The 17700-nt window shown below is 52.1% G+C and carries 17 protein-coding genes; 5 read left to right on the forward strand and 12 right to left on the reverse strand.

What is annotated here, in order from left to right; genetic code table 11:
• Positions 1-1110 precede the first annotated feature (1110 nt).
• The 5 genes from L9W92_RS08005 (at position 1111) to L9W92_RS08025 (ending at position 5406) form a co-directional block, all read left to right on the forward strand.
• Complete coding sequence (locus L9W92_RS08005; protein ID WP_286725218.1) at positions 1111-1443, forward strand: flagellin; 333 nt, start codon at positions 1111-1113, stop codon at positions 1441-1443.
• A 187-nt stretch (positions 1444-1630) separates the two neighbouring features.
• Positions 1631-2035: a flagellar protein FlaG gene (locus L9W92_RS08010; RefSeq protein ID WP_240083233.1), complete on the forward strand. Its 405-nt coding sequence runs from the start codon at positions 1631-1633 to the stop codon at positions 2033-2035.
• Positions 2036-2046: 11 nt separating this feature from the next.
• On the forward strand, positions 2047-4497 hold the full coding sequence (gene fliD, locus L9W92_RS08015; protein WP_240083234.1) for a flagellar filament capping protein FliD: 2451 nt from the start codon (positions 2047-2049) through the stop codon (positions 4495-4497).
• A gap of 63 nt (positions 4498-4560) precedes the next feature.
• Positions 4561-4971: a flagellar export chaperone FliS gene (gene fliS / locus L9W92_RS08020; RefSeq protein ID WP_240083235.1), complete on the forward strand. Its 411-nt coding sequence runs from the start codon at positions 4561-4563 to the stop codon at positions 4969-4971.
• Positions 4972-4989: 18 nt separating this feature from the next.
• Positions 4990-5406: a hypothetical protein gene (locus L9W92_RS08025; RefSeq protein WP_240083236.1), complete on the forward strand. Its 417-nt coding sequence runs from the start codon at positions 4990-4992 to the stop codon at positions 5404-5406.
• Between the two features lie 13 nt (positions 5407-5419).
• On the opposite strand, the gene L9W92_RS08030 is transcribed toward L9W92_RS08025, so the two are convergent.
• From L9W92_RS08030 to L9W92_RS08085, 12 genes are all read right to left on the reverse strand, one after another.
• On the reverse strand, positions 5420-5776 hold the full coding sequence (locus L9W92_RS08030; RefSeq protein WP_240083237.1) for a flagellar protein FlaG: 357 nt from the start codon (positions 5774-5776) through the stop codon (positions 5420-5422).
• 36 nt (positions 5777-5812) lie between these two features.
• Entirely contained in the window at positions 5813-8008 is a 2196-nt protein-coding gene (gene flgL / locus L9W92_RS08035) for a flagellar hook-associated protein FlgL (RefSeq protein ID WP_240083238.1), read from the reverse strand.
• Positions 8009-8030: 22 nt separating this feature from the next.
• A complete protein-coding gene (gene flgK / locus L9W92_RS08040; protein WP_240083239.1) occupies positions 8031-9368 on the reverse strand; it encodes a flagellar hook-associated protein FlgK in 1338 nt (445 codons plus the stop codon).
• Positions 9369-9461: 93 nt separating this feature from the next.
• Entirely contained in the window at positions 9462-9965 is a 504-nt protein-coding gene (locus tag L9W92_RS08045; protein ID WP_240083240.1) for a flagellar protein FlgN, read from the reverse strand.
• A 5-nt stretch (positions 9966-9970) separates the two neighbouring features.
• Positions 9971-10291 carry a flagellar biosynthesis anti-sigma factor FlgM gene (gene flgM / locus L9W92_RS18650; protein ID WP_240083241.1) on the reverse strand — a complete coding sequence of 107 codons (321 nt, stop codon included), beginning with the start codon at positions 10289-10291 and terminating at the stop codon, positions 9971-9973.
• Between the two features lie 69 nt (positions 10292-10360).
• A complete protein-coding gene (locus L9W92_RS08055) occupies positions 10361-11494 on the reverse strand; it encodes a protein-glutamate methylesterase/protein-glutamine glutaminase (RefSeq protein ID WP_240083242.1) in 1134 nt (377 codons plus the stop codon).
• Complete coding sequence (locus L9W92_RS08060; protein WP_240083243.1) at positions 11481-13544, reverse strand: chemotaxis protein CheA; 2064 nt, start codon at positions 13542-13544, stop codon at positions 11481-11483. Before L9W92_RS08060 ends, L9W92_RS08055 begins: the two co-directional genes overlap by 14 nt.
• Before the next feature lie 11 nt (positions 13545-13555).
• Positions 13556-14047 (reverse strand): chemotaxis protein CheW, encoded by a 492-nt coding sequence (locus L9W92_RS08065; protein ID WP_240083244.1) that lies wholly within the window; start codon positions 14045-14047, stop codon positions 13556-13558.
• 103 nt (positions 14048-14150) lie between these two features.
• Positions 14151-14912 (reverse strand): OmpA/MotB family protein, encoded by a 762-nt coding sequence (locus tag L9W92_RS08070; protein WP_240083245.1) that lies wholly within the window; start codon positions 14910-14912, stop codon positions 14151-14153.
• Positions 14913-15695, reverse strand: coding sequence for a flagellar motor protein (locus L9W92_RS08075; protein ID WP_240083246.1), 783 nt, complete (start codon positions 15693-15695; stop codon positions 14913-14915).
• Between the two features lie 184 nt (positions 15696-15879).
• Positions 15880-16659, reverse strand: coding sequence for an OmpA/MotB family protein (locus L9W92_RS08080; protein ID WP_240083247.1), 780 nt, complete (start codon positions 16657-16659; stop codon positions 15880-15882).
• A 21-nt stretch (positions 16660-16680) separates the two neighbouring features.
• Positions 16681-17463: a flagellar motor protein gene (locus tag L9W92_RS08085; RefSeq protein ID WP_240083248.1), complete on the reverse strand. Its 783-nt coding sequence runs from the start codon at positions 17461-17463 to the stop codon at positions 16681-16683.
• Positions 17464-17700: the final 237 nt, after the last annotated feature.

Below are 17700 nucleotides of genomic sequence, written 5' to 3' on the forward strand. Positions count from 1 at the left end.
AACCAGACAACTCAAACAGTGAACATTACATCATCTACTGAAACTGTAGCTCTTAATACAGGAACAAGTATTGGTACAACACTTACTTTTAATTTTACAGCTGGAACAACTAGTACGCTTCGGGTCGGCGACAAGGCTGTAATCAACGTGCTGGCACAAAACACAGCAGATTCAACCCACAACTATACATTCAGTTCAGCTACTACACAATTGGTCAGTCAAAGCTACATTAACGGTTATTTAGATAAGACCCAGCGCACTTTCAACCTGTACTCCCTGAATACGGCCGACGGCACCGCCTTCAACGGCACGTTCACTGTCGGTTTTGACTACGATTACGCTGAAACACAAAACACAACCACATTTGATGTTACACCTGCCTTCGGGCGCGCGGCCTCACTGGACACCAAACTGTACGACATAGACAAGTTCTGGGACGCCAGCGGCAACTTCATGTTGACCGACCCGCAAACACTCACCATGATCCAGGGCGACGGCAAAAAAGCCAGCATCACCCTGGACAGCAACGACACCATCTTCACCGTCCAGCAGAAACTGAACAACGCCATACGGGACGGCCTGGAGCAAGGTAAATATGTAGATGAAAGCCTGCAGCGGAATTTTGTCCAGTTTGTATACAATAAAGAAGACGCAGCTGAGTTTGCCAATAAGACAGGTTACTCTGTGGATGGCACCTTCGTAATCCAGAGCGCCATCGCCGGCAAGAGCGGCGAGATCCGTTTCTCGGCAGGCAATGACAACCTGATTAACGCGCTCAGCCTGGCCAGCATCCAGTCTTCCAAGGAAAACACGTTCAACGTCTGGTACAAGGACGCGCACAGCACCGACCCGTACGATATCAACCCGAACGCCACCATCGCGGGCAACCTGCTGGTGGGAGTGATCCACGAGAACGTGGACGTGATGTTTGATTCCAACGCCAGCATCAGGACAATAACAGCCACCAATTCAGCCACCGGCTTCTTCCAAATGGTTGCTGAAAGTGACACTACCAAGTATCACACAACAACAGTTCACCTGGCGGACAACACCATGGTCTTCCAGATCGGCGCCAACCCGAACCAGGATGTCAGCGCCTCTATCGGCAACATGAGCGCCAGCGCCCTGGGAGTGGACAATGTCCTGGTAACCGACCGCAACTCGGCCACCAACTCCGTCGCCAAGCTTGACTCGGCCATCAACAGGGTTTCCAGCGAGCGGGCCAAGATGGGCGCCCTGCAGAACCGCCTTGAGCACACCATCAATAACCTGGGTGTCGCGGCTGAAAACCTGCAGTCGGCAGAGTCCCGCATCCGCGACGTAGACATGGCTCAGGAAATGATGAACCTGACCAAGCTGCAGATCCTCACCCAGGCCGGCACGGCGATGCTGGCCCAGGCGAACGCGCTGCCGCAAAACGTCCTTTCGCTGCTTGGCGGCTAATAATCAGTCGATTAGCTGAAACCATACTCTATGTTATCCAGCTTCCTTATCAAAAGGACGGCCGGCTTTGGCCGGTCGTCCTTAACATATTTTGCTTAAACAATCAAAAAAGTACATAAAATGATATATACTATACATATTATCAGTTGTTTAACAAGTTTGACTTATCAAACTGGAGGTTAAAAAAATGGAAATCATCCCAAGCAATATTGTACCGACAATACCCATTGTCAAAACGGACGATTCGGCCAATGCCGCCGGCAGCAACAAAACTCAGAATATTCGGGAAGCGGTCACGCCGGTAAAAGCTCAAGATATAAGCAAATACGTTACAGAGGAAAGCCAGCGCGAAGAAATCAGTGAAATCAATGAAAAAAACCTGGAAAAAGCCATAGAAAAGCTGAACATGATGACGGAGCTTTTCAACTTCAAGCTGCAGTTCCGTGTTCACGAAGAAACCGGACGTATATTTTGCAAGGTAGTCAACCCGGATACGGGCGAGGTAGTGAAAGAGATACCCACTGAAAAAATACTGGACATGCTCGGCAAGATGGAAGAAATGGCCGGCTTGATTATCGACAAGTACGTTTAAAAAATAGTGAGGTGAAGGAAAGTATGGGCATCCAAATTGGAGGCATAGTATCCGGCTTTGACACGGAATCGCTGATAACAGCGTTGACTGAGAACGATAAAAAACCGCTGGATTTAATGCAGGATAAAATGGACCGCCTGGAGGAAGTCCAGTTAGCCTGGCAGGATGTCAACATGCGGCTGACCAACCTGCGCAGCACGGTTACCCAGCTTAAAATGAGCTCGACGTTCAACAGCAAGACGGCCACTTCAAGCGACGATAAAGTTTTGACCGCATCTGCAAGCACTTCGGCGGCCGCCGGCTCATACCAGATTAAGGTAAACAAGCTGGCCAGCTATCACCGTTACGTCTTCAGCAGCGCGGCGACAATAACCGGCGATTCCAGCGCGACGGCATCCACCGCGCTCGGCTTGACCGGCAGCTTTACGTTCAAGTCGGCGGACAGCACCAATACCGGTTCAATTACAATAACGGCGACCGACACGCTTAACTCCATTCTTGAAAAGATAAACAAGGCAAACGCCGGTGTCACGGCTTCCTTAATTGACGGTAAGCTTGTGATAAAAAGCGACACCATGGGTTCAAAAGGTCAAATTACCTTAACCGACACCGGCGGCGGCACGGCTTTCACCGACCTTGGCTTAACGGAGACGACAGCGGCGCAGGACGCTGAAATCGTGTATGAAGGAATGACCATAACAAGGAGCACCAACAGCATCAGCGACGTGATCAGCGGCGTTACCTTGAACCTTGTGGGCGAAAGCACCACAAACGTTTCGCTGACCATAGCCACCGACACAACAAAAGGATATGACGCAATAAAAGCTTTCGTCGAGCAATACAATTCGTTGATGGAATTTATTGACGAAAAAACCTCTGTCGCATCGCAGAGCGCTTTGAGCGAAAGGGATGAAGACGATCTTTCACCGTACGATTCCACTCGTGAACGAGGCGTGCTGCAGGGAGACTCGACGATCATCAACCTGGAGTCGCAAATTCGCATGATGGTCAGCAAGAGCGTGGCGGGCTTGAGTACCACCTTGAACGCGTTAAGCGCCATCGGTGTCACGACCAGCTACTATTCGGGAGAGGGGGAAAGACAGCAGGCCACCCTGGTCATAGACGAGTCAAAACTGCAGCAGGCCCTGGCTGAAGGCCCGGGTTCCGCCTCAGTAACCGCCCGCGACGGGATACCGGTGAAATACAACAGCTTCATCTCAAAGACAGCCGCCGCCATTACCGGGAACACTTCGGCTACCGCCTCCACCGATTTGAACCTGACCGGCAGTTTCACAGTCAAATCGGCGGACAGCGTGGCTACCGCTTCGATAACAGTGTCGGCCACCGACAGCCTGACCGACATCATGAACAATATCAACGCGGCAGGCGCGGGAGTAACCGCGTCAATTGTGGACAACAAGCTGCTGATAACAAGCAACTCAATGGGTACGCCGGGTCAAGTGGTTTTGACCGACACTGGCGGCGGCACGGCTTTTGCAGACCTGGGGCTGACGGAGCAGACAACAGTATCCAGCGCGGACAATGCCATCCAGTCCGGCCAGTCAGGCAGGCTGATTATTGAAATCGACGGCAAAGACTACAGTATACAGTTCAGCGGGCCGAAAACCAGCCAGGAGGTGGTTGACGGCATCAACGCCGTGATCGGTTCCGTGGCCAAGGCGTCGCTCAATTCCAGCAACCGTCTGGTGATTACAGACCGCTCCACCGGCGTGAATTCAGTAATCAGAATTAAACAGATCCTGGAGGACCACTCCGGCGACCTGGCCAAGCTGGGCTTCGTGCAGGGCGATTCAGGCCGCGGCAAGGATGTCGCAGCTTTTTTCACCGCTCAGGTCGCAGAGACGCAGGGTTCAATAACTTCATTTGCCGCTCTGGCGGATACGCCGGTAACCACCAGCGGCACACTGGGCTTGAAAATAGACGGCGCCGACTACTCGATAGCTTTCACCGGCGCGTATAACCGCAGCGACGTGGTCAGCAAGATCAACAACACTATTGGCGAGGTTGCGCAAGCTTATCTCGACTCCAATAACTGTCTTGTGATACGCTCCCTAAAAACAGGCACGAGTTCGAGCGTCCAGGTAACCAGGGTTGACGCCGGGCTGGCCGGACTGAACCTGGCGGTGGGACAATACGGGGCAGGGGCCAACGGCATTACCGGTCTGGCGATTACTCTGGATAACTTTTACGCATCTTATGTTTCATCCGGTGGCATTCTCTCAAAAAAAGACCAACTGCTAAGCAACCAGATTGATGACATAGCAGATCAGATGAATGCCCTGACCGACCGCATTGTGGCAAAAGAAGAGCGGCTATGGAAGCAGTTTTCCGATATGGAAACCAGACTTCAAGAACTGCAGTATCAGAGCCAGACTATCAGCGCTTACCTCGGAGCACTCACAGGAAGTAGCAGCAGTAGTAGCTCCAGCAGCTCCAGCTAGAACGATATTGATTCAAATCACGGTGAAAGGACCACCTGGACAGAACAGACGGAGGGACATATAATGAATTCAGATAATCCTTACAACAAGTACCGCAAGAACGCCGTTATCACGGCCAACCAGCCGCAGCTGGCGGAGATGCTTTACAACGGGGTTGTGAAGTTCATCCGGCAGGCTATCAGCCACGTTGAGGATGACAACAAACAGGAAGCGCACAACGCTATTATACGCGCGCAGGAAATATTTGAATACCTGGCCGAAACCCTGAACGAGAAAGCAGACGTCGCGTTTAACCTGGCCCACCTTTACGACTACTCCTACCGCCGTCTTGTGGACGCCAATGTGGCTAAAGATACCGAAATATTGAAAGAGGTGCTCGGACTGGCTGAGAACCTGCGCGACACCTGGCATGAAGCCAGGCAAATAGTGGCCGGAGAGGCCGAACACGCGGATAACGCGGATAAGCTTGTTTGAGGAAGTTTGAGGAAAGGTGTGAGCGGACAATTGCCTGCCGACATAAGAAAAGCGATTGATGAAAAGCTGGCCTTGCTGGTGCAGATCGCCTCAATAGCGGAGGAACAAGCAGCGTTGGCGGGCAGTCTTGCCGAACCGGAAAAAGCAGCCGACTTTGACCGGTTGCTGGACAAACGCCAGCGTTGTATGAATCAGGTTGATGTTATAGATAAAAATATATCTACGCAAGGTTATGACAATGAATTAGTTTCCAAAATGAAAACAATCCTGGAACATATCCAGGATCTTGACCGGGAAACATATGAAGCAATTTCCAAAGAAGCAAATGTTTTAAAAAACCAGATAGCCGACTTGGCACGCCGCAAAAAAGGCTTGTTTACATACAACACCAATATAATGGCCCGCAAGAGCATGATTGTGGACAAATCAAGGTAAGGCAATAATTGCCTTACCTTTGACTATCCAGCATCACACCGGAAAAACCGCCTGTTCGTTCATAATCCGCCAAGAATTTATCCGGAGACAGCTTGCGCTTTATCTCGCCGCTTTTCTTGTCAACCACCGCGACGTAAATCTCTTCGCCGTCTTCCACTAACAAGAATTCATAAGTCAGATTATACATTTTGGAGGAGTCTTTCAGCTTTTCCAGCGCCCTGATTAATTCCTTGCGGTTAACGGCCGCCCCAGCCAGCCCCATTTCCATGTTCATAGTCTGATTGACTTTGGCCTGTGACTCGGCGGGGTTGCGCTGCGGCATTGCGTCATAGACTATCAGCGATTGAAGGCCGCCCGCGCCAATCTTCATTGCTACCACTTCCCATTTAGAAGCTTACTACATTATTCAACTCAAGTAATCAAGCAAACTGGTCTGCATGATCGCGGCGCCGGCCGCCAGCGAGGCCTCGTATGTCAGTTTCTTCTCGTTTAGTTCCACCGTCGCCTTGGCAATATCGGTGCTGTAGTAGCCGTCCATCATATCGTTAATATTTACCTCAAGGTTGCTGTATTGTTCGTCAACCGATTCCAGGTGGTTGGTTCTGGCGCCGATTCTTACCTGCTCCTGCACCAGCCAGCCGCTTTTTTCATCAAGAAAATCCAGGCACTGACTGATTTTTTCCGTCTGGTCGTTTTCGAGCTTCTTTCTTAGATAAACCAGGCAGTCAAAGATGTTCCCCGCGGTAAAAGTCGCGGCATCTGTTGAATCGGTTATGGACCCGTTAAATGTAAGGTCAATATTACCGTCATAGAACTCCCCGTTACCCTCGTCCAAGGTGAAAAATTTCAGACTGGCGCCTGCGTCGGCCGCGCTATCATTAAAAACCCACTTTCTGTCCTTCCCGTCATAGTTGACCCCAACACAGTCATCACCGGCGACCGCCTGCGCAGCCACGGAAATAACCGCTTTATCGCCCGCCTCGGCAAACCTGGTGAGGTTTATGTTCAAATCAATATCGTGCGTGCCGGAACCGTCACCGATAATGAGATGTGTCGGTGAATCCGGATTGCCGTCCTTGGGATCGGTATCGGTAAAAACCTGGCTTACACAGCCGTCGTAGCGGTTGCCGTCCTTATCATAGGTATGATAGGTAAACTTCACGGTTATATCGGTAACACCCACACCGCCGCTCTGATTCAAATTCAGCTCCAGCGCAGTTGCCACGGCGGGATCAATCTGGGTGACCTCTATAGTCGAATCTTGCCCCGTGGTGTTTGAGCGAAGCACCAGATGATCGCTGTCGTCGAGGTAAGCTTCTCCCGCCGTCCCCAACACGCTGTTGATCTGGCTGACGACATCGGCGTTGCTGGCGACGCCGGAAAAAGTCACCAGATAGTCAACGCCGTCAATTTTTAATCCTAGATTGCTGCCGTCAGGTATAGGGTTCGTCGTTACGTCAATGGGGTTGGCAGAAACGATCTCCGCGTTGTCATGTGTGTAGTTGACATTGGTCACTTCCATCAAGATGGAACTGTTAAAAGCATTAGAGGCGTCCACCACCCCGACATTGCTGACAATGGTATTCTCAGCCTGAGAGTAATAATCGGTAACCGTTGCTGTGGAATCGCCGGGGCTGACCCCGTCTACCGTGCTCACCTTGTACTCGCCGAACTGCAGGCCGTTAAACCCCGCCAGCAGCTTTAATCCTGCCAGGTCCTCATCAATCGACTTGACCTTGATATAGGTCCCCGGATTTGTACCGCTTGAGCTCAATACCAAATTATTATCAGCGTCCAAGGCCGCGCTGCCGTTAACTCCAAGCACACTGTTTATTGCAGTTAGCATCGCGGCGCCGGTGGACTCGCCGGTAAAAGTGACCTGATAATCGTTGCCGTCGATATTCAGCACCAGCTTGCCGTTAAGGGGCCCCCCGACCAAGTTGTCAAAAGCGTCTGTGACAGCGCCGAAAGACTTGACCATGTACTCATCACTGGTGATATCGACAGTGTCAACCGTTGAGCCGGCTCCTTTGGCCACATCAACCAGCTTGTCGAAAAAAAACCTTTTGCCGTTGATGTTTACCTCGTACCTGCCGTCCGGCGCAATTTCACGCAGCACAGAGCTGTCGTCGCCGCTGAAGGTGAAGTCATCGCCGGACCGGTGGAAAGGTGTCTCAGTGTTTTTCAAACCGGCAAAAATATATTTGCCGCCCAGAGAAGTATTCGCCACCTCAACCATCTCGTCCGTCATGGCATCAACCAGCTTGGCGAGGTCAATCCTGTCATCCTGAGTCAAGGTACCGCCATTCGCGCCATAAACTGTATTCGTACGCACCGTCTCTATGATATCTGTGGCATTACCCAAGCCCATGTCGGTCTGCGTGAGCCACCCCAGCCCGTCGGTGATGTTGCGCTGGTACTGCTTGTTCAAGTTCAGGTTGCTTTGCAGGGCCATGGTCTGGCTGTAACCGGCCGGATCGTCGCTCGGCCGGTTAATCTTGGTGCCCAGTGAAATCTGTTCCTGGGTTTTGGATATCCCGCTCAGATTTTTCTGAAACGCATATTGCATGCTGTTTGTAATCATCCGCTGGGTGACGCGCATTTTTGATCACCTCTCACAAAACTTATACCGCAGTGCGGTTAATCAGAGTGTCCAGCAGTTCGTCCATCACCGTAATTGTCCTGGCCGACGACTGGTAGGCGTATTGAAACTGGATCATTTTAGTCAGTTCCTCGTCGGTGGAAACACCAATCAACGACTCCCGCAGGTTATCGACCTGAGTCATCACCGCATTCTGCGTCCCGAGCCGGTCCGCCGAACCTTGCGTGTCGGCGCCGATCATGGTGGTCAGGCCGCGGTAGTAACCTTCAAATGTAGCGGTATTGCCAAGCATGGTCAAATCCGTGCGCAAACCACCGATATCAAGCGCCATATCGCCGTTGACATTGGTAATCGCCGACTGCACATCCGCCGACAAGTTAAAGTCGGCCGCGCCGGTGGCGGTGAAGAAATCCGGGTAAGTGCCGCTCGCCGTCGTGGTCGCGTGCAGCGCGTTGACAACATTTGTCAAGCCCAGGGCGAGCTCATCCATCATTGACATGTATTCGTCCACTTTATCAAGGGCGTCAAAATAGCCGACCAGCATGCCTGTTTCCGGGTTTGTCGCCGCCCAGCCTTCGGCGTCGGCGCGCGTTATATCCACCCTGCTGTTGTCGAAGGCAACCAACTCCTGGCCGTACAGGGACACCGACACATACCCGTCTGCAGAATTCTCCACGGTAACCCGGCCGATTTTGCCTAGCTCGTCCAGTAGCAGATCCCTCTTATCCAGCAAATCATTGGGCTGCTCGCCCAGCTTGATTATCCGCGCTATGGCCGTGCTGACCTCCGTAATCTGCTGGGTAAGGCTGTTGATTCGGGCGACCTTTTCATCGATCACACTGTCGATGTTATTGCGTACATCGGAAAGCTGCATGTAGGTCTGCCGGAAGGTAGTGGCCAGCTCAGCGCCCGCTTCGCGCACGGCGGCTTTAGGTCCGATGTCCTGGGGAGTGTTGTTCAAGTCTTCCCAGGCGTTAAAAAACTTGCCGATCAAAGTCTGGAGGCCATATTCCTCGTCCGGCTCGGGGAAAGCGGCCTCAACCTTTTTCAAAGATTCGTTCAGGCCTTCCCAGTAACCTTGCGAGCAGGCCACATCACGCCACTGGTTGTCCATATAAAGATCCCGGTAGCGGCGAATGTAAGTAATCTCCACCCCGGTGCCAATCTGGCCGGGAAGCAGCTTCTGGTTTAAAACCGGGTTGCAGTACGGATCGGTGGCCTCATGCACGGCTTCCTGCCTGCTGTACCCTTCCGTACTGGCGTTGGACAGATTATGGCCAACCACTTCCAAGGCCTGGCGCTCGGCTTGCAAGCCGCGCCGGCCTATCTCAAGGCCGAAAAATGTACCTGGTCCGGACATTTAAAAACCACCTTTCCGCAGTCAGGAGTCAGAATATTTCAAGACGATAAACATTTTTTTATTCTGACTCCTGCATTCTGATACCTGACTTATTTATATAGTCTTATTTACCAGCAGCTTTTTATTGCTTCCTTGATCGTAACCGCCGTTTACCCCGTAGGTAAGTCCGTCTTCCGGATTAACGGCGCTTAATATTATCCTGTTGAACATAAGCGCCCGCCTGGTCATAATCGCGTTAATCTTATTGACTTCACGCAGCAGATCAGCCTTCGAGCTCATTTCCCTTAGAAGCGTTTCCAGCTTATCCTTGGTTCCCCCGCTCGCGTGAGGGAGAACATCAGCCAGCCTGCTGCCGTGCGAAAGACCCAATTCAGCCTCCAGCGCCGCCTGAATGCGGCGGCGTTCTTCCTCCACCGCGGTCATATCGGCAACTAGATTGTTAACCTGCTTGACGGCTGCTTCAATAGCTTCCGCATCATTTTCTCTAAGGGCCGCCGTTTGCTGCTCACACGCCGAATAGAGGCCGGCCATGAGGCCGTCCTCGCGGGTAAGGCAGTCCACCAGGGAGTCCAGAGAACCAATCGGCCGGTTATCCAATGTCATCACCGCCTGATGTCTATGCTTATCTTATCTTCCAGGATACCGTCGGCAATCTTGCCAACGTCAGGCTTATAGGTACCTTCCTGAATACGTTTCTTAATCGAAGAAACCAAATCCTCCCGCACATCGGGAAGCTCTTTAAGCTCCGCGCGGTAAATCTGGGCCTGGCGAGCCTCCGGTGAGATATCCAGTATGTCGTCGCGCGTTATCTTGCCGCCGTCATTGTTTTTTTGAATGTTAGTTTTTTCTTGTTTTATTTGCTGGGCGGCATACGCTTTGGCGACGTCAAATCCGTTAGTCCCTTTAATGATCACCGGTTTCACCTTCTTTCCGGCTACTCTTTAATCCTATAAAGAATATCGGCATCCGGCCCAAAAACTTTAGATTATACTTTAGATTATATTGATAATTTCTTGAGCAATCTGCGGGAGAGGGGTGACGCGGTCGGCGGCTCCGGCCTCCACCGCCGCCCGGGGCATGCCGTAAACCACACAACTGCTTTCCGCTTCGGCAATAGTGCGGCCTTTGTAGTTTTTGATCTCTTTCATCCCCCTGGCGCCGTCCCGGCCCATGCCGGTCATCAGCACCCCCACAGTGGAATCGCCGAACATACGCGCCGCCGAAGTCATCACACCGTCCACCGACGGGCGGAACCCCCCCGGAGGCAACGGTGCGCTGCCTTTGTCCAGAACCACGGCGACACTGCCGCCCCTGTCACGAAAGGTCAAGTCGAACCCGGCCGGAGCGACCAGCACGCGGCCGGCCTTAATTAAATCGCCGTCTTCGGCGTGGCGCACTTCCAGGTGGCTTTTCCGGTCAAGGTGCTCGGCCAGGGGCTTGGAAAATCCCGCCGGGATGTGCTGCACAACAACCACCGGCACGGGAAAATCGCGCGGCAGGACAGGCACCACCTGTTGCAGCGCGGCAGGGCCGCCGGTGGAGCAGCCAATCACCACAATACGCGTACGGCCGGCAAAGCGCCCCGCGGGAAGAACCGGCTTCCCGCGCTCCGCCGCCGGTGCGGGCCTGTCCGCCCGGCGCCCGGAATCAGCAGCGGTTCCGCCAACACCGGCCGGCTTTGGCTTTAATGGACCCGCGACATTTAAAGGCCGCCGGGTAAAGCGGGAAAGCGGAACGGCGACAGCCACCTTAATTTTGCCGGCCAGTTCTTCGACCATCGGATTAAGTTTGGAAGGGCCGGTCGGCTTGGTAACAAAATCCAGCGCCCCGAAGGTGAGCGCCTCAATAGTCGCCCGGGTGCCCAATGAGGTGAGCGTGCTGCACATAATCACCGGCAGCGGGCACTCACGCATGATCCGGCGCAGCGCGGCAAGACCGTCGAGCACCGGCATTTCTACGTCAAGAGTAACAACATCAGGTTCAAGCGCCTTAATCTTATCCAGCGCGTCCTGGCCGTTCACAGCCGTTCCAATCACCCGAATGTCCTTATAATTACCCAGCATTTTACTGATCAGCTGGCGCATCAGGGCGGAATCGTCAACAACCAAAACCTTAGCTGGCGGCATATACTGCCTCCTCGACGCCGATCTCCTTCACCAGGCTCCGCACATCCACAATCAAGGCCACCTGGCCGTCACCAAGGATGGTGGCGCCGGAAAGACAGGGCACTTTACCAAGGTAATCGCCCAATGATTTGATCACTATTTCAAGCTCTCCCAATAATTTGTCCACGATCACTCCGACTTTTTTCTCCCCGATCCCCAGGACCACGACAAACAGGCGGTCCATTTCCGCGCAGGTTTCCCGCTCAAAAATATCGGATAGCCTGACCAAGGGCAGGACGCGCCCCCGCACCAGGATAACCTCGTTGTGTTTCACTCTCTTGATTTCCTCCGCCTTGACACTGATTGTCTCCACAACATTGGTAAGCGGGAAAGCGAATTGTTCGTTGCCCAGCTCCACCATCAAAGCCCGGATAATGGCCAGCGTGAGAGGAAGCTTAATGGTAAAGGTGGTTCCCACTCCAGGCACGCTGGAAACATCGGTAATCCCGTTTATCTGCTCAATATGGCTGCGCACTATATCCATACCCACACCCCGTCCGGAAAGGTCGCTGACTTTAGCGACCGTGGAGAAACCAGGCAAAAAGATCAGGTTCAGCGCCTCCTGATCAGACATCCTCTGAGCCACTTCACCGTTAATAAGACCCTTTTCCACAGCTTTGGCGCGGAGCTTGACCGGGTCCATCCCTTTCCCGTCGTCCTGTATGGTTATGATAATGTGGTTTTCCATATATGAAGCTTTAAGCTTCAGCACTCCGTTCCTTGGCTTGCCCAGTCTGACTCTCTCTTCCGGTCCCTCTACGCCGTGGTCGAGGGCATTCCTGATCAAGTGAATGAGAGGGTCGCCGATAACTTCGATGACATTGCGGTCAAGCTCGGTTTCATGACCTTCAACAATAAAATCTACTTCCTTGTTCAGCTTTTGGGCCAGGTCGCGCACCATTCTGGGGAAACGATTGAACACTTGCGCCACCGGCAGCATCCTGGCTTTCATGATCTGTTCCTGCAGGTCGCCGGCAACCTGACCCAGATGGCTGGAGATCTCGTTCATCGTTTCCACCATGTCCCCGGAACCGGAGCCGAAGCGCCCTTCGAAAATTTCCGCGAAACGGTTCAATCTGGTGCGGTCTATCACCAATTCTCCCACCAGGTTCATCAGGGTGTCCAGCTTCTGGACATCCACCCGGACAGTTTGCACGGTTTTTACTTCATGATCGGCCCGCGCCGCCTGCTCCGTTTTTTCCGCCGACGCGTCTGAAGCCGCCTGCTCGCGGACTTCCTGGCCGGCTGCCAGTTTTATGCGGTTTACCTCGGTCTTCGCCACTTCCGAAACAGTCATCAACAGGTTTCTGACCCGGTCCGGGTCCTCACCGGTGAGCAAAATAACCCGGAAACCGGTTTCAAAATTGCCTTCCTGAATATCCTCGGCGGGCGGCTGGCTTTTAATCACTTCACCCATCTGCTGGAGGGTTTCAAAAACCAGAAAGGCGCGGACAGATTTCATCTGACAGCCGGCATCAAGCTGAACAGTTACCCAGTAGGCCTGAAGACCTTTAAGCTCGGCCTCCCTGATCACATCTTCTTCAACTTCCCCGATGCCATCGTCAATAGCGCCGGCCGGCTGTTTTGACGGACCCCTGCCGCTTTCCGGCGCCTCGCCGGGCGAGGGGGGGGAACCAATTCCCTGGAACTGTTTCAGGCTGGTTACCACCTGTTCGATATCTACGGAAACGTCTTTGCCGATTATCTCGTCCCGCAGTATTTGCAGAGTGTCCAAAGCCATAAAGAGCGTGTCCACCAGCGGGCCGGACACGGGAAGAAGCCCTTTGCGCATTTGGTCGAAAAGGTTTTCTATCTCGTGGGTGAGGGAGGCCATCTTATCATAGCCCATCACGGCTGACGATCCTTTGATGGTATGGGCGGCCCGGAAAATCTCCTGGAGCGCCTCCTGGCTTCCCCCTTCGCGTTCCAGCACCAATATATTTTCATTAAGCACCTGAATTTTTTCTTCCAATTCGTCCAGGAAAACGCTGATTTCTTCGTCTGAAAACATATTTTCCACCCCTATGCTGTTTCTACTCCGAACCTCTGAAGCTCACTCTGTTCGTGCTCATACAGTACTTTATCCAGGTTGAGCAGGATCACCAGCCTGCCGTCCAGGATGGCTATTCCTCTCAAATAGGCCGCATCGATCCCGTGAATCATCGGCGGGGGCGGTTCAATACTGTCAAGCGGCACGCGAAGCACTTCAGACACCCCGTCAACAATCATGCCGATGGTGTTGCCCCCCACGTCCACAATGATAATTCTGCTGGAACTGGTTCTCTCCGCCAGCGGCAGGTTAAACCTCTTGCAAAGATCAATCACCGGGATAATTTTACCGCGCAGGTTGATCACGCCTTCTACAAAATGAGGAGTGCGCGGCACTCTGGTTATTGCCTCCATTCTGATTATTTCAAAAACAGCATCGATGTCAATCCCGTAGGTTTGCTCCGTTAGTTGAAAAACCACCATTTGGTCTTCCTTGCTGTCAATCTGTTTTTCGCCCTTAGCCATTCGCATATGCTCCTTTCTCTCATTTCGAGTATTCAGCAGTCAGGTGTCATAATCCAGTACAAATTGTTCTCCATACTGACTCCTGTCTTCTGACTCCTGCTTTTCATTGAACCTGTTCATTGTAAGGCGGTTTCACCGACATCGGTTCAGCCGTCTCGTACTTGCTTCTCAAAACCACTATATCAACACGCCGGTTTTTCTGGCGGTTCTCCGCGGTGTCGTTCGGTACACGCGGGCGATATTCCCCGTAGCCTGTCGCGGAAAGCCGGCGCTGCGGAAAGCTCAGTTCGCCGATCAATTCCTGCACAACGCTGGTGGCTCTGGCCACCGACAACTCCCAGTTTGAAGGAAATTCTTTGGTATTAATCGGCACATCGTCGGTATGCCCTTCAACCCTGATGTATTGTGTTGTCTTAATCAATATCTGACCGACCTTGACAATCAAATCCTTGGCGTAAGGTGTGAGTTGAGCCGAACCCGAGGGAAAAAGGGCTACATCCTGGAAGCTCAGCACTATGCCCCGCTCCTCCATGCTTACTGTTACCCGGCCGTTTAGCCCGTTTTGATCGATGTACGCCTGCAACTCGTTTTTGATTCGCTCCAGTTCGTTTTCTTCAGCTATTTCCGCTTCGGCGGAAATGCCGGGCGCCAGCGAAACGCCGGGATTGTTCAGCACCGACTGGCCGCCTCCCATCGCTCTTGACAGTGAAACAGCCATCGCCTCGAATTTTTTTGAGTTTATACTGCTGAGGGCGTACATGACGACAAAAAAGATCATCAGCAGAGTAATGAGGTCGGAGTACGTCAGCAGCCACCTTTCCATGCCGGCTTTACCTTCAGGTTCGGGCTGTTTCTTCCTTGACAACTATTCTTCCTCCTCAGATTCTTGCGCTCCGGCGCTGCTTTTCGGCTTCAAAAAAGCAGTCAGTCTTTCCCGGATCAATACAGGGTTGTAGCCGGCCTGGATGGACATGATTCCCTCCAGCATCATCTCACGCAGCATGGCCTCTTTTTTGCTGAGATTCTTCAGCTTGCCTGCTATCGGAATCCATAAAAGGTTGGCCGAGCCGACACCGTACAATGTGGCGATAAACGCGAGGGCGATGGAAGGTCCCAATTCCTCCGGTGATTCCAGGTTGCTGAGCACGTGCACCAGCCCCATCACCGTCCCGATGATACCCATGGTAGGGGCATACCCCCCGGCGGCCTCGAAAATATTGGCGCCGACATTGTGACGCTCCTGGACGGCGTACATCTCGGTCTCCATAATCTGGCGGACCAACTCCGGGTCCGTACCGTCCACTACAAGCTGAATTCCTTTGCGCATGAAGCTGTCATCCACGTTAGGCAGCTCATTCTCAAGATACAAGAGCCCCTCTCGGCGCACCTTGTCAGCCAGGGAGACCAACTGCTCAATCAGGGCTATTTCATCAGGCAGCTTTTGAAACAGAATAATTTTAAATAATTTCGGAACAGTCATGATTTCTTTCAGTGAAAAAGAAATTATTGTCGCACCGATGGTCCCTCCGAAAACAATCATGGCCGCGGTAGGCTTGATTAAAGATAGAACATGACCTCCATCAATTACGAAAGCTGTCACTAATGATAATATACCCAACAAGATACCGGCTACTGTAGTTATCTCCACGCTAGAACATCTCTCCCCGCAAATAAGCTGCTAATTACTTAATTTCGACATATCCCTGTTTATTCCTCCAATACTGGATGAAATTTCTTCTAAAAAACGAAAAAAGGAGACACTCTCACCCCCCTGCCAATTCACCTTTAGCCGTTGGCACACGCTCCTTTTTCGATTCAAGATAACCATACTTTCATTCGGCTCCTGACGGCTTTTGAGCATTCTGCTCATTGAAAGGCGGTTTAAGCGCCATCGGTTCAGCCGTCTCATATTTACTCTTTAACACAACGATATCGACCCGCCGGTTTTTCTGGCGGTTCTCCGCGGTGTCGTTCGGTACACGCGGGCGATATTCCCCATAGCCTGTCGCGGAAAGCCGGCGCTGCGGAAAGCTCAGTTCGCCGATCAATTCCTGCACAACGCTGGTGGCTCTGGCCACCGACAACTCCCAGTTTGAAGGAAATTCTTTGGTATTAATCGGCACATCGTCGGTATGCCCTTCAACCCTGATGTATTGTGTTGTCTTAATCAATATCTGACCGACCTTGACAATCAAATCCTTGGCGTAAGGTGTGAGTTGAGCCGAACCTGAGGGGAAAAGGGCTACATCCTGGAAGCTCAGCACTATGCCCCGCTCCTCCATGCTTACTGTTACCCGGCCGTTTAACCCGTTTTGATCGATGTAAGCCTGCAACTCGTTCTTGATTCGCTCCAGTTCGTTCTCTTCAGTTAATTCCGCTTCGGCGGAAATGCCGGGCGCCAGCGAAACGCCGGGGTTGTTCAATACCGACTGACCGCCGCCCATCGCTCTTGCCAGCGAGACAGCTATTGCCTCAAATTTTTTTGAATTTATGCTGCTGAGGGCGTACATAACGACGAAAAAGATCATCAGCAGGGTAATCAGGTCGGAGTATGTCAGCAACCACCTTTCCATACCGGCTTTACCGGAGCTTTCTGATTTCTTTTCCTTCATTAAAAAATCAATCTTCCCTTCCTATTGTTCTGCTGCTGCCGCTTCTTCTTTCTCACTGGTTTTCGGCTTTAAAAAGGCAGTCAGTCTTTCCCTGATCAGCACAGGGTTTAAGCCGGCTTGAATGGCCATAACCCCCTCCAGCATTATCTGGCGCTGCATGACTTCTTTATTGCTGAGATTCTTCAATTTGCCGGATATCGGAATCCAAAAAAGGTTGGCCGAGCCGACACCGTACAGCGTGGCGATAAACGCGAGAGCGATAGAAGGCCCCAATTCCTGCGGCGATTCCAGGTTGCTGAGCACGTGCACCAGCCCCATCACCGTGCCGATAATACCCATGGTAGGAGCGTAGCCCCCGGCCGCCTCGAAAATGTTCGCGCCGATTTGGTGGCGCTCCTGAACAGCATACATTTCGGTCTCCATAATCTTTCGAACAAGCTCCGGTTCGGTGCCGTCCACCACAAGCTGAATTCCCTTGCGCAGGAAACTGTCCCCCATGCCGGGCAATTCATTCTCAAGATACAAAAGGCCCTCCCGTCGTACTTTGTCAGCCAGGGACACCAACTGCTCAATCAAAGATATTTCGTCGGGCAGCTTTTGAAACAGGATAATTTTGAATAATTTTGGAACAGTCATCACTTCCTTCAGCGAAAAAGAAACCACCGTCGCGCCGATGGTCCCTCCAAAAACAATCAGGGCCGCAGTAGGTTTGAACAATGACGCAACCTGTCCACCGTCAATGACGAAAGCTATCACAAGAGACAAAACACCTAACAATATTCCGGTAATTGTTGTGACTTCCACGGCTAACTCTCTCCCCAAAAATGTTATATTTTAACTTAGATACACTACTTCGACACATACGACATTATTCCTCCATATATGGATGTAATTTCTTATAATGAGTTAATTTTCTTAAAAAAACAAGGGAGCAAGTGAAGACGGTATTTGCCTGGCGCCTTTGAGGCGACAAGCAAATACTGTCTTCACTTGCTCCCAATCCGATCGATTAATTACTGTCGTTTAAATAATTTTTTAGTA

The organism is Pelotomaculum terephthalicicum JT, from assembly GCF_022410535.1.
Lineage (GTDB): Bacteria > Bacillota > Desulfotomaculia > Desulfotomaculales > Pelotomaculaceae > Pelotomaculum_D > Pelotomaculum_D terephthalicicum.